This window comes from Bacillus sp. LJBV19 (genome assembly GCF_017797845.1).
GTDB lineage: Bacteria > Bacillota > Bacilli > Bacillales > Bacillaceae > Bacillus > Bacillus velezensis.
This window is the reverse complement of the sequence record NZ_CP072563.1, coordinates 927412-940066: the sequence shown is the minus strand read 5'-3', so window position 1 is coordinate 940066 and position 12655 is coordinate 927412. Positions and strand designations below refer to the sequence as shown.

The 12655-nt window shown below is 47.7% G+C and carries 13 protein-coding genes; 2 read left to right on the top strand and 11 right to left on the bottom strand.

Translation table 11 applies throughout. From position 1 onward, the window contains the following. Positions 1-12: 12 nt before the first annotated feature. The 7 genes from J6600_RS04765 to J6600_RS04735 all read right to left on the bottom strand — a co-directional run bounded on the left by J6600_RS04765 (position 13) and on the right by J6600_RS04735 (position 6496). Positions 13-840: an MIP/aquaporin family protein gene (locus J6600_RS04765; RefSeq protein WP_021494903.1), complete on the bottom strand. Its 828-nt coding sequence runs from the start codon at positions 838-840 to the stop codon at positions 13-15. Positions 841-1012: 172 nt separating this feature from the next. Then, positions 1013-1588 carry a glycerol-3-phosphate responsive antiterminator gene (locus J6600_RS04760; protein WP_007610287.1) on the bottom strand — a complete coding sequence of 192 codons (576 nt, stop codon included), beginning with the start codon at positions 1586-1588 and terminating at the stop codon, positions 1013-1015. Between the two features lie 16 nt (positions 1589-1604). Continuing rightward, positions 1605-2957: an aspartate aminotransferase family protein gene (locus J6600_RS04755; RefSeq protein WP_209388046.1), complete on the bottom strand. Its 1353-nt coding sequence runs from the start codon at positions 2955-2957 to the stop codon at positions 1605-1607. Between the two features lie 242 nt (positions 2958-3199). Beyond that, entirely contained in the window at positions 3200-4738 is a 1539-nt protein-coding gene (locus tag J6600_RS04750; RefSeq protein WP_003155346.1) for a bifunctional GNAT family N-acetyltransferase/carbon-nitrogen hydrolase family protein, read from the bottom strand. Further along, on the bottom strand, positions 4731-5420 hold the full coding sequence (locus J6600_RS04745; RefSeq protein ID WP_003155347.1) for an HAD family hydrolase: 690 nt from the start codon (positions 5418-5420) through the stop codon (positions 4731-4733). The genes J6600_RS04750 and J6600_RS04745 overlap by 8 nt, the downstream gene beginning before the upstream one ends. 127 nt (positions 5421-5547) lie before the next feature. Continuing rightward, on the bottom strand, positions 5548-5970 hold the full coding sequence (locus J6600_RS04740) for a CBS domain-containing protein (RefSeq protein WP_007610283.1): 423 nt from the start codon (positions 5968-5970) through the stop codon (positions 5548-5550). Positions 5971-6100: 130 nt separating this feature from the next. Further along, positions 6101-6496: a DUF5365 family protein gene (locus J6600_RS04735; RefSeq protein ID WP_007408448.1), complete on the bottom strand. Its 396-nt coding sequence runs from the start codon at positions 6494-6496 to the stop codon at positions 6101-6103. 109 nt (positions 6497-6605) lie between these two features. Between J6600_RS04735 and J6600_RS04730 the strand changes: the two genes are divergently transcribed. Next, on the top strand, positions 6606-7514 hold the full coding sequence (locus J6600_RS04730; protein ID WP_209388045.1) for an RluA family pseudouridine synthase: 909 nt from the start codon (positions 6606-6608) through the stop codon (positions 7512-7514). Here J6600_RS04730 and J6600_RS04725 read toward each other — a convergent pair. Next, the gene (locus tag J6600_RS04725; RefSeq protein ID WP_032871062.1) at positions 7511-8107 is read right to left on the bottom strand and encodes a class D sortase; all 597 of its coding nucleotides are present in this window, start codon (positions 8105-8107) and stop codon (positions 7511-7513) included. The two genes, J6600_RS04730 and J6600_RS04725, sit on opposite strands and share 4 nt — an antisense overlap. Next, the gene (locus J6600_RS04720) at positions 8104-10158 is read right to left on the bottom strand and encodes a bifunctional metallophosphatase/5'-nucleotidase (protein WP_209388044.1); all 2055 of its coding nucleotides are present in this window, start codon (positions 10156-10158) and stop codon (positions 8104-8106) included. Before J6600_RS04720 ends, J6600_RS04725 begins: the two co-directional genes overlap by 4 nt. A 192-nt stretch (positions 10159-10350) precedes the next feature. On the opposite strand from J6600_RS04720, the gene J6600_RS04715 reads away from it, so the two are divergent. Next, the gene (locus tag J6600_RS04715) at positions 10351-11016 is read left to right on the top strand and encodes a spore coat protein (RefSeq protein WP_209388043.1); all 666 of its coding nucleotides are present in this window, start codon (positions 10351-10353) and stop codon (positions 11014-11016) included. Here the strand turns inward: J6600_RS04715 and J6600_RS04710 are convergent, their stop codons facing one another. Next, entirely contained in the window at positions 11017-11919 is a 903-nt protein-coding gene (locus J6600_RS04710) for a hypothetical protein (protein ID WP_014417278.1), read from the bottom strand. It abuts the gene before it with no gap. A gap of 120 nt (positions 11920-12039) precedes the next feature. Then, positions 12040-12579 carry a YhcN/YlaJ family sporulation lipoprotein gene (locus J6600_RS04705; protein WP_003155362.1) on the bottom strand — a complete coding sequence of 180 codons (540 nt, stop codon included), beginning with the start codon at positions 12577-12579 and terminating at the stop codon, positions 12040-12042. Between the last annotated feature and the right edge of the window lie 76 nt (positions 12580-12655).

Genomic DNA, 12655 nt, shown 5'->3' with positions numbered 1-12655 from the left:
CCGCTCTCCTTTTTAAATATATTCAGAATTTGATAATATTTTCCGTGATTGAGATTTCTTGGTATAAATATAGAGTATGAAAAGCACTACAACCATTATAACGCTTACAAACCAAAAGCTAGGTGTCACATTTCCTTTAAACGCGGCATTGTAAAATACGCCGCCGAACGCACCGCCCATGATCGGACCGACTACGGGAATCCAGGCATATTTCCAATTTGACGGCCCTTTTTTCGGAATCGGCAGAAAGGCGTGAGCGATTCTCGGCCCCAAATCCCGCGCAGGGTTGATCGCATATCCGGTCGTCCCTCCAAGAGAAATCCCGATGGCAACGATGAGGAATCCGACAATCAGCGGGTTCAGCCCTTTTGTAAATTCATTCGCTCCGATTGCCAAAATGCCGAGCACAAGCACAAACGTACCAATGACTTCACTTATCATATTCCCAAATGTATGAGGAATACTCGGGCCGGTCGAGAAAACGCCCAGTTTAGCGGCCGGATCATCCGTCGCCTTCCAATGCGGCAGATAATGAAGGTACACAACAACCGCACCGATCATTGCTCCGATCATCTGTCCCGCAATATAAACAGGGACCTCTTTCCAAGGAAAGCTGCCTTCAAGCGCAAGGCCTATCGTTAAAGCCGGATTCAAGTGGGCGCCGCTGATGCTGCCGACGGCATATGCCGCCATGGCTACTCCCAATCCCCAGCCGAATACAATAACAATCCATCCGGATTGGTATGAAAGCGATTTCTTTAAATTGACTCCCGCACAAACGCCGCCGCCGAAAATAACAAGCAGCATTGTACCGATTACTTCTCCCCAAAATGCTGTCATCATCATTCCTCCTAAATGACAAAATAGCAGGTTTGACAGAGTTATAGAGAATAAAAAACCCACAACAAACCGCTTTACGCTTTATTGCTTCCGTAAAGAGCTGTTGTGGGTCTCCGGGTCTCCATCACATAGTATTAACCTAGGTCTATTGTAACAATGGGTGTAAGCGGTGTCAATCTTTTTTTGTCATAGAATGTTCATATTTAGCCCATAGTTCGGTGTCTGAAGTCGTCACGGCCGTGGCTCCTGCCTGCAAGGCGTTTTCAACGTCCTGCTCCGTGCGGATGAAGCCGCCGGCAAAAATCGGAATCCCCGTCATTTCTTTAATTTCTCTGATTAAAGTCGGAACGATGCCCGGGAGAACCTCGATAAAGTCAGGCTTATGCTTTCCGACGAATTCCATGCTTTTCTCCATGGCGCTCGTATCCAAGAGAAACAGACGCTGGATCGCGTATATTTTCTTTTGTTTCGCTTTGACGATGACTGATGATCTCGTCGAAATGATACCCGCGGGCCGGATATCCTGACAAATAAACTCCGCACCGTATTCGTCATGCTTAATGCCGTGAATTAAATCGACGTGAACCATCAGAAGTTTTCCGTGTTTTTTCGCTTCATTCACGACACCTTTTAATTGACCGAGGTGGATATCTAAAATGACGCCGTATAAGAACGGACTTTCTAAAAATGCATCGAATTGCTTCATGTTCCGGATTGCCGGTAGAATCTGCTGGTTGTGAAAACTCATGTTTTACTCCTTTACATTAAAAATCAATGCTCAGCACGCTTTCCTTGACGGTCGAAATGATGAAAGAGAGCTCCTCGTCCGACAGGCAAAAAGGCGGAGACAGCTGAATGACATTATTATATCCCGCTACAGTATCGCCATTTTTCCCGACAAGCAGGCCTTTTTCTCTGCAGGCGGTGATGACGTGCTGCACAAGGGCGGCATCAGCGGGTTCCTTCGTGACTTTGTCCTTGACGAGCTCAATGCCGGCAAGAAGGCCCTTGCCCCGTACATCTCCGACCGCCGGATGTTCTCTGAGCGGCTCAAGCTCACGGAGCAGCCTTTCTCCAAGCTCCCGGGAGCGGGCGATCAGATTTTCGTCCTCCATCAATTGCAGGTTTTTCAAGGCCAGGGCGCAGGCTGCCGGATTGCCTCCGAATGTATTCACGTGCCGGAAGCGGCCGTACGGCTCACCGCCCGAATACGCCTCAAAAATCTCCCGTTTTACTGCCGTTGCCGACAGCGGCAGATAAGCGCTCGTAATGCCTTTTGCCATTGTGACGATGTCCGGTGAAACGCCGTAATGCTGAAATCCGAACGGCTCTCCCGTGCGGCCGAAACCGCAAATGACTTCATCACTGATCAGAAGCGCGCCGTGGCGGCGGCAAATGTCCTCTACCTTTGCCATATACCCGTCCGGAGGCATCAGTATCCCTCCGCCTGTAATAATCGGTTCCATAATAACGCCGGCAATCGTTTCGCTTAACTCCCACGTCATGATCCGGTCGATGTCATGCGCGCTTTCCAATGTGACGGCATCTCCGGGATTCCGATAAAGATCAGGCGGCGCCGCATGCAAAAATCCTTGTGAGAGCGGCTCATATTTATATTTTCTCTGCGCCTGGCCGGTAGCGGCGAGCGCCCCCATCGTATTGCCGTGATAGCCTCTGTACCGGGAGATGAATTTGAAGCGGCTGTGATCGCCGTTTTCAATGTGGTATTGGCGGGCAATTTTGAACGCGGTTTCATTTGCTTCCGATCCGCTGTTGGAAAAGAAGATTACATAATCGCCGCCGAGCCATTCATTCAGTTTTTCCGCAAGCTCAATCGCGGGTTGATGGCTTTGGGTCAGCGGATAATAAGGAAGCTCCTTCAATTGGCTGTAAGCCGCATCGGCAAGCTCCTTTCTCCCGTATCCGATATTGACGCACCACAGGCCTGACATGCCGTCCAAATACCGTCTGCCGTCAATATCCGTAACCCAGGCGCCTTCCCCTTTTTGAACGATTATGCTGTCATCCGGCTCCGCCCCTTTCATCGCGTGCCAAATCAGCTCTTTATCCTTTTGTTTGAGTGACTGATTTTTTTGTATATGTTCCACACCGCTCATCTCCCTTTCAATATCATTGCACTGTATCGAAAGCTGCCCGGCTTCTGACGCCGATTCTCTTGGTGAAGTTTTCCTCTTAATAAGAATATAAAGGCGCGGCATGGGCGAGTCAATAAAGCGGCGGCAATTAAAAAAACGCTTTCTCCCAGAAAGCGAAAGAGCTACAAGAGCATATCCCGAAACCGGGGCCGGCGCAAGTGTTTTTATAAAAAAACCCGCCCCTTAAGCGGAGCGGGCGTTTTTTATTTAAGATGCGTAATCCGGTAAATGTCTTTGCGCCGGTCTTTCAGCTGGCGCACGGTTCCGTTTTCACGCTGCCTTCTTAAGATTTCAAGGTCCACGTCCCCGATCACGACCATTTCGATATTCGGATTCGTTTCACCGACGATTCCGTCTCTGGCAAATTCAAAATCCGACGGAGCAAAAATGGCTGACTGCGCGTATTGAATATCCATATTTTCTGTTTGCGGCAGGTTTCCGACCGTACCTGAGATGACGGTGTAAATTTGGTTTTCAACCGCTCTCGCCTGAGAGCAGTACCTTACGCGCAAGTAGCCTTGGCGGTCTTCAGTGCAGAACGGCGTAAAGATAATTTTCGCTCCTTGATCCGCGGCAATTCTCGCAAGCTCCGGAAATTCGATATCGTAACAGATCTGAATGGCGATCTTTCCGCAGTCCGTATCAAATACGCGCACCCTGTCTCCGGCGCTGATGCCCCACCATTTCCGCTCATTCGGCGTAATGTGAAGCTTATATTGTTTTTCAATCGTGCCGTCACGTCTGAATAAGTAGGCGATGTTATAAATTTTCCCCTCTTCTTCAACGAAGTGGGAGCCGCCGATGATGTTGACATTATATTTCACCGCGAGATCTGTAAAGAGGCTGATATAGTCCTCGGTATATTCGGTAATCCTCTGAATGGCCAGACTCGGAGAACGCTCCTCGAGAAATGACATGAGCTGCGTCGTGAAAATCTCCGGGAACACCGCGAAATCAGATCTCGCATCGGAAGCCACATCGACATAATATTCAACCTGATTGGCAAATTCCTCGAAGGAGTAAATCTTTTTCATTTCATATTGAATGACGCAGATGCGCACCGGAAATGCCGATTTGTAATAGCGCTTCGACTGCGGCAGGTAATCGACATTGTTCCATTCCATTAATGTCGCATATTTAATGGACGCGGTGTCATCCGGGAGATAATTCGGATTGATCCGCATGAGCGTAAATCCGTTCATCAGCTGGAAAGAAAGCACCGGATCATAAATCTGATGGCGCGTCACCTGTTCGACATAGGCTCTCGCCGTCATTTCTTCCGCATACTTATGATAATTCGGAATCCGCCCGCCGATAATGATGCTTTTCAGATTCAATCGTCTCGCCAAGTCTTTTCTCGCCTCATACAGCCGGTGTCCGATTTTCATCCGTCTGTATTCCGGGTGAACCATTACCTCAATCCCGTACAGATTCAATCCGTCCGGGTTGTGGTTCGTGATATAACCGTCGTCTGTAATGTCCTGCCACGTGTGGCGGTCATCATATTCATCGAAATTGATGATCAGGCTTGAGCATGAACCGATAATTTCCCCTTCATACTCGGCGCAAAACTGACCTTCCGGAAAGTGCGCGAGATGGCTGATTAAATGCTCAGGCTCCCACGGCTCCATCCCCGGAAAACAATCCTTTTGCAGCTCAATAATTTTGTTGATATCTTTCTCTTCCATATTCCGTATGACCATTTTCTTTTCAAAACGGGTCAGATCAAGTTTCTCAGACAATGCTGCTTCCCCCTGCCGGTTCGTTTTGATCGTTCAATCGCTGTAAGAGTAATTCAAGTTCCATTTCCGCCATCGATTCCAGTCTGTGATCGTATTCTTCAAATAACAGGGCGCTTGTTACCTTATTCGGGACGATGACACATTTCATGCCGGCACGTTTGGCTGCGATTGAGCCGTTGACCGAATCCTCAAAAGCCAGACATTCAGATGGTTCAACGCCTAAATGTTCCGCAGCTTTCAGATAGAGCTCCGGATTCGGCTTCACTTCTTCTACGTCGTCAGCCGTCTGAATCACTTCAAATTCATCAAACAGGCCTAATTCCTTCAGATGGCCCGATACCCATTTAAAATCTGAGCTGGACGCGAGCCCCACTTTCAATCCTAATTCTTTTGCCGCGGCTAAATAAGCCTCCACCCCGGGGCGCGCCGTTTCCGTCTTCATCCGCTGTTCGAAGCGCCCGCGCCTGATCGCCGTCAGTTCATCATGATCGAGCTTTCTTCCCAGCTGCTCCTCTAAATATGCGAATGGCTTAAACCCCGCGGCCGTTCCGATCACCTTTCCCCAGACGGATAAAGGCAATGTTGAACCGTGTTCTTCAAACATTTCCTGCAGCACTTCATATTCATGGGTTTCTGTATCTAAAATTAACCCGTCAAAATCAAAGATTAATGCTTTTATCAATGGTTACAGCTCCTTTAGCTAAACGTACTGACCTATGTATACACTATACCGTGAATTTCTTTCGCGTTCAAAATGTAACATTCTGACGGAAAGAAGAGCCTGCATGAGTGCAAGCTCTCTTCATCCGTTACTGTGTGTTTTGACTGGAAATATTGGAAAGAGCTGCTCCCGCAGACTCATTTGAACGCTGATCGACCGCTAAGTCTCCAAGCGCAACGATCCCGACCAGATGATTTTGATCGACAATGGGAAGGCGGCGGATTTGGTGTTGGGCCATCAGATGTGACGCCTCTTCAAGACTCATTTCCGGGTTTCCGGATACAACTGTAGAAGACATCACGTGTGAAACAGGTGTTTGGCCGTCGCGGCCTTGAGCCGTTGTTCTCAATGCGATATCACGGTCTGTCAGCATTCCTTTTAATTCCCCTCCGTCAACGACGGGAATTGCTCCGACATTATGCTGGTGCATCAGCGCAGCCGCTTCCTGAATCGTTTGATTGGGAGAAACGGTAGCCACGTGGGTAGTCATTGATTGTTTGATTGAACTCATTGTAAAGCACCCCTTTCGACATTTATTATGCTCGGGGATTTGTCTCATTATAAAGGGAGTTAGAGGAAAGAAATTGTGGTATCATGTCAAGGAAGCAAAAAAGAGCCTGTTAAAAGGCTCTTTATACCCGTCAGATCAGCCTTCTGTGACCGCAGGCTTCTGATCCGGCCCCTGTCTCGAAATCATCATAGGTAAAGGGAAAATTCATTCCGCATTCATTCAGCAAAGCGCAATTTTTATCAAACAGCGCCCGCTCTTTGACGTCATATACCGGGTGCGGCTTTGACAGCATGATATGTACCGTTTGCAGACAAGCCATAATTTGAAACGCTTCTTTTAAAGTTCCTTGGTAACGTTGGTTTTGTAATGATAATACGCCCCTTTTTTTAAAGCGCTGAATTTCCAGTTCGGAGAAATAAAGAGGAAAGACATTTTGAAACAATTCAGAGGAAAGCTCTTGTATCGCGCTTTCTTGTCCGTCAGTCGCTGCGTTCACAATTCTCACATCAATCACCTTTCTTGCCATGTGAATATCCTTAATCTTTATCAAGAATAGCATAGAAAAAAACGCGAAAGCTAAGGTAAGTGTTTCCTATTGAAACAGCCGCTTTCCGCTTGAAAAGGAGCTTTATGATATGAAACAAAATGACCGCGGTCTGGAACTCCTGATTACGGAAAAGCACGCCGGACAATGGCTGTTTTCAGTCCTGAAATCTGAATTCCAGGCGTCAAAACCCGTAATTACGGAATGGATGAACCAAGAAAGCATTCAGGTGAATCGGACATCCCCGAAAAACAACATCATACTGAAAACCGGAGATCGCTTATTCATTGATCTTCAGGAAAAAACGGGTTCTTCGGTGACTCCGGAATACGGAGAGCCGGACATTTTATTTGAGGACAATCATATGCTGATTGCAAATAAGCCGGCGGGAATGCCGACTCATCCAAATGAAGAGGGTCAGACCGGCACCCTCAGCAACCTGATCGCTTACCATTTTCAAATCAACGGCGAGCAGGCGAAAGTGCGCCACGTTCACCGTCTTGACCGTGACACGTCAGGCGCGGTCGTTTTCGCGAAACACCGCCTGGCCCATGCAATCCTTGACCGTCAGCTCGAAACCAAAACATTAAAACGCACCTATATCGCCGCGGCGGAAGGAAAAATCACGTCGAAAAAAGGCACGGTTGACTCGCCGATCGGCCGCGACAGGTCACATTCCGTCAGACGGCGCGTCTCACCCGGCGGACAAGCCGCCGTCACCCATTACAAAGTGAAAGGCTATCATCCCGGTGCGCAGCTTACATTGGCAGAGCTTGAACTGGAAACCGGGAGAACACATCAAATCAGGGTGCATATGGCAAGCATCGGCCATCCGTTAGCGGGCGATGACCTGTACGGCGGAAGCAGGACGCTGTTTCACAGGCAGGCGCTTCACGCCAAAAAAGTCAGTGTCGTCCATCCGATCTCAGGAGAAGAAATCGTTGCCGAGGCGCCGATGCCGGCTGATCTGGCTCATTTTACCGAAACGTATTTTTCTTAAACCGGGTCGGCATATATAATATATCGTTTCGGCGCATTTCCAATGTAAGAAAACGGATAGCAAGTGGTCAGGATCAGTTCCTCCCGCTTGTGCTGAAGGGTGATGACAGATGTATCATCCCGGCTGACGATTTTTGTACGGCTGATTTTATAAGAAAACGTGCCGTAAGACAAAATCACGTTCAGTCTGTCTCCTTTTTTCAGTTCGCCGGTCCGGCGGAACACCGTGTCCCTGTGGCCGGATAACACAATTTGGCCGTGATCGCCCGGATAATAGCTGTCCTTATAATGTCCGACGCCTTTTGCTAAATCATCTGCGTCAGTCCCTTCGACGATCGGGAGCTCAGCGTCGATTTCAGGGATTTCTAAAATGCCGCTTGCCTCACCCGTTTCGGGGTGAAATTCTTTTTTGCGCTGTGCCAGCACGGCGCTTTTTGTTTCGTTCTTTTCCAAGACAGGTTCTGTTGCTTTTTTTGCTTCTTCAAGCGATTGGTTCGTTTTCATATGTGAATCAATGATCTTCCAGCTTCCGTAACATGTGATGATGATACCGGCGATGATGACGAGAAGCGGAATATGTTTCAGTTTGTTCATCGTGTGCGGGTTCCCCTTTTCTTTCTGAAAAGCCAATATACGCCGGCACCCGTGATCACCAGGCCGGCCAATGCCGTCTGATGGCTGCCCGCTGAAGTATCAGGCAATGGGCGGCCTTTTTGTGTGCCGCTTTCAGTCTGTTTTGTGCTTTGTTCCGAATTTGCGGCAGACGCCGGACGGGATTCGGGAATTGACTGCACTGTATCAGATGCTGTTTCTTTTACGACAGGACGTTTAGGTTTTTTGGTTTGATCAGGCTGTTCTGCTGCATCCGGTTTTTTAGCGGGTTTTTCCGCTTGAGGTTTTTCTCCTTTATCAGGCCTGGTGCCGCCCGGTGTTTCCCCGCTTCCCGGCTGATTGCCGGTGTCATCAGGTGTTTTGGCGGCTGATGCCGTGCGGATGCGGCCGTCGGTTTGATAAGAAATCGGTGCGGAAAAGCTTTTGACATAGTCTACTGTCGCTTCCAAATCCTCAGGCCCCGTCACCGGATTCTTGCCGAGTTTCCCGATCGGACCGTATTTTGCCCCCGCTGCCGTCGCCATAAATTGATTGACTGTTACTGTATATCCTTTTTCGGGCTGTATGTCTGTCCCGTCCGCCATTTTCATATCAACCGCTTGTCCGGTTTCCGGGTTCCATGTATAGGAAAATCCGCTGATGCTGTAATCCGGTCCGTACACCGGAGAAATTTGCGCATTAATAATCTCCCGCAAATCTTTTCCTTTGATTTCAAGCTTCGTCAGCACATTGCCGAACGGCTGTACATTATAAAGGTCTCCCCATGTGATCGGCCCTTTTTTTATGCCGTCCCGGATGCCTCCCCCATTCATAAGCGCAAAATCGGATTTCATCTTCGCTTTCATACCGTCGGCAATCAGATTTCCGAGCGCCGTGTCGCCGTCATTTGAATACCCGCCCGTTATATCATGGGCCGCTTCCCCGACCGTTTCGCTGATAATCGGTTTCACTTTCTCTTCATATTTGCTTAATATGCCTGCCGCAGCCGGGTCAGGCTTGATTTTACTTTGATCGATATATTGGATTTCCGCTGACTTTTTCACGATATCCTTCGACTCTTTATCAAGTTCAAGATCGGCGATTCCGATTGCTTTTCCGTATTCAAATGCTTGCACGATCAGCTTGCCGTTGATTTCTCCGTTTACGACTTTATGATTGTGCGCGGCGAAAATCACATCAATCTCTGAGTCTGTTCCGCTTGCAAGCTTTGCGGATTCTCCCGTGATGGCTGAGCCATTTTGTTCAGCAGACATATGGGCGAGTACGGCGATTGCTTTAATTCCTTTTTTCTTCAGGTCAGCGGCGGCGTCATTGACGGCCTTTACCTCATCCGTAAACGTAATATTTTTAATTCCGTCCGGGATGACCATGCCTGCCGCCGATCTGGTTACAACCCCGATAAATGCGACCGGAATTCCGGAAACGTATTTAATTTCATACGGCGGCAGAAAGGACTCCCCTGACTTCAGTTTACAGTTGGCGCAGACGAGCGGGAAATTTTGGCCGTCATAACCGCTTGTCCCCTTACCGTCCGGATGATCTCCTCCATTGATGATCCGTTTAAGCTCATCCGTTCCTTCATCGAATTCGTGATTGCCGACAGTTCCGACATCAAAACCGATGTCTTCCATCAATTCTACTGTCGGTTCATCCTGAAAAAGGGCTGACACGGGAGAGCTGCCCCCGATCATATCGCCCGCATGCACGACAAAGGCGTGTTCTTTCTCGGCTTTCGCCTTTTTAATGTACGCGGCGGCGTAGTCCATCCGCCCGAAAGTGCCATCCGGTTTACCGTCTCCGTTAAGGTCAAGCTCATATTGCTGATCAATTTTTCCGTGCAGATCATTCATGCTGATGATTCTGAGCGGGACACGGCCCGAGTCTTCAGTCTGCCGTTCTTTATACGCTTTATCCGTTCCGGCTTCATTCAGTGATCCTGCTTGTCCGATTGCTTCCGCATCTTTCACGCTGAACATCATAAAACAAACCGTCAGCAAACAGCACGAAAGACGCATACCCCTTTTTTTCTTCATTCATTTCCCCCCTGTCTTCTAAGAAATACGTTAGCTTATTTTCTTAAAAATCACATCACTTTTTTGTAAAGATTGTCTTCACTGGCGCAAAATAGTAAATAATCCCCACGTAACGAAATAGGGCTTGATGTATAACGGATCGGCTTTTTTCACATCTTAATGATGATTTGACATGAAGGAGGAAAACAACCAGTGGAACAGCAGCAGAATCAGCAGCAGCCGCCAGTAAATCAGGGGATCCCGGATTCACCGCAAGTGAATCACGGAGGACATGAGCTTTTCGATATGCATGAAGTGCTGGCCGGAACAGTCGGCGTTTTAGATCAATTTATGATGCTCAGACAGTTTATACAGGATCAGCAGCTGGCCGACATCCTTGACCGCCAGTATCAATTCATTCTCGGACTCTATAATCTGACGGCAGAATGCTTTAAGAACGGCCAAAAGCCTTCTCAGGAAACGTCGACATATATGATGAAGGAACAGAACCAGGCCGTCTACGGTATAAAACCGACTCAGCCGAAAAAACCGAATCAATCATTAAATGATGTCAAAGATCTCGGGATCAGCGGCCATATGCTCGGCCTGATTAAAGCTCAAGCTTCTCTCTTGACGATGAGCTCGCTTGAAATGACCAATCCCGTCACAAGAAGAGTGCTCTCCGCCCAAATTCAGCAATATGTCGAAATGGCGTTTGAAATCTTCTTATACCAAAACAAACACGGTTATTATCAGGTTCCTCAGCTCAATGCACAAGATATGCAGACCATGCTGAATTCATTTGCGCCGGCGCAGGGACAGCCGCAAATGCCTCCGATTAAAGGACAAATGGGACAGCAGCAGCAAAACCTCCATTGATTAAAAAACGGCGTTGGAAACCTGACTCTCCAATGCCGTTTTCTTTTTTTCATATGCTTTTATGAAATCATGTTCAAATTGTTTCAGGCTTTCTTTCGTAGCCGCTTCAAAGCCTTTTTCAAAATCCTGTGTTTCGGCGGTTTTGTTGATAATGGTTAAGATAATGCCTTCTCCGAATGTTTCGGTTAAGTCCTTTATCATATAGAAGCTTTGCAAATAGACATCTGTTTCATATTCCATACGCGATTTTTGCCATTTTCGGTCGGTCGTTAATTGATCAAACGGCACGACGGAAAATGCAATCGGATCAATGACTACATCATAATGCGCGACCCACTCGCTCAGCCCCTCATGAAACCAAAGCGGAAATACAGACGTATCCGTCCCCAATTGCCGCGTTTTTTGATGAAACGCGTAGTGTGTATATTCATGTATAATTAATTGCTTATACATGAAAACGGCCAGCTCATCTTTTTTCAAAAGCTGTTTTTTCTCTTCAGGCAAAAGCCCCATCATCTGCTCCTGTTCTGAATAAAAACCGACTACATTTTTCAATCCTGAATATTGCTCCATTTCAGCTTCATCCGAAAAGAAAATGAGTTCAAGCGGCGCTGCACCTTTATAGCCGACAATGATTTGATTGATACGCTTTGCGTGGTCCAGCGTAAGCTTGGTCAGATCCAAGAGCGGCTTTTCATCCGCCGTATAGTAAATCGCTGTATGTTTGTAAATTTCTTTATTCATGTGTTCAGTCACTTGTTCCTTCGTCGGAACAGAGCGGCTGTTTTGGCCTGACAGGACGTACATCATACTTACTGAAACGGCTGAACTGACAGCCAATATGACAAGGACTCCGCACAGGATCAGAGTGAATGCCGCCCGTTTCCCCATGCCGTCACGCAAACAAGCTCCCCTCCCCGATCCTTTAATTTTCATCTCATTCTTTACTTTATGCTCAGGAGCGCTGGGTCGTGACGGCAGATAAAATAAAAAAGCCGCAGCAAATGCGGCTTTTCCATTCATTTATTTATTGGGGTTTGGGAATACACGCTGCACCATTTGGCCGAATTCATCAAACAGACCGGATACAGGGTGTCCGTTTTGGATTCGTTTTCCGTAGCCTTGCATACGTTCAACGAAGTCCGGGTTCGCTGATACATATACAGTCCGGACATGTTTATCGGCTGATTTCACCTTATCGGTAATCTTATTTTTTAAATGGTTGGCGATGGCGCCTTTTTGCCCGTTTGTCAGAACAACGGCAACATATGCGCTGTTTCCGGCAACGATCACAGTCGCATTTTTAACTTCTTTTAAATCAGTCACCTTGTCAGCGGCTTTATCAGCCACTCTCAGGTTACGATTGTCATTGTGATCGGTGTTTTGGTTATGACGGTTCACTGTATTCATATTTGTCGCACCGTCGTTAGGCGTGTTGCGGTAATTTACATTCTGGGTGCGGTTGTCATTTCGTTTTCCTTCCCCCTGGTTCCCCATACTGCACCCTGCGGTAATCAGCATCGGCAGAAGAAGGGCAGAGATAACTGCTTGCTTTTTTATCATGTGAATTCCTCCTTTCTCACTTTACGTATAGGTTTTTCTATTCGGCGGGATTTATGCACGCCGTTTGCATTCTGAG

Coding starts and splice junctions, on each gene's coding strand:
- J6600_RS04755 (WP_209388046.1), bottom strand. CDS start 2,957: ATGAGCGGTGTGGAACATATACAAAAAAATCAGTCACTCAAACAAAAG.
- J6600_RS04725 (WP_032871062.1), bottom strand. CDS start 8,107: ATGAACAAACTGAAACATATTCCGCTTCTCGTCATCATCGCCGGTATC.
- J6600_RS04730 (WP_209388045.1), top strand. CDS start 6,606: ATGAAACAAAATGACCGCGGTCTGGAACTCCTGATTACGGAAAAGCAC.
- J6600_RS04705 (WP_003155362.1), bottom strand. CDS start 12,579: ATGATAAAAAAGCAAGCAGTTATCTCTGCCCTTCTTCTGCCGATGCTG.
- J6600_RS04760 (WP_007610287.1), bottom strand. CDS start 1,588: ATGAGTTTTCACAACCAGCAGATTCTACCGGCAATCCGGAACATGAAG.
- J6600_RS04720 (WP_209388044.1), bottom strand. CDS start 10,158: ATGAAGAAAAAAAGGGGTATGCGTCTTTCGTGCTGTTTGCTGACGGTT.
- J6600_RS04735 (WP_007408448.1), bottom strand. CDS start 6,496: ATGGCAAGAAAGGTGATTGATGTGAGAATTGTGAACGCAGCGACTGAC.
- J6600_RS04740 (WP_007610283.1), bottom strand. CDS start 5,970: ATGAGTTCAATCAAACAATCAATGACTACCCACGTGGCTACCGTTTCT.
- J6600_RS04765 (WP_021494903.1), bottom strand. CDS start 840: ATGACAGCATTTTGGGGAGAAGTAATCGGTACAATGCTGCTTGTTATT.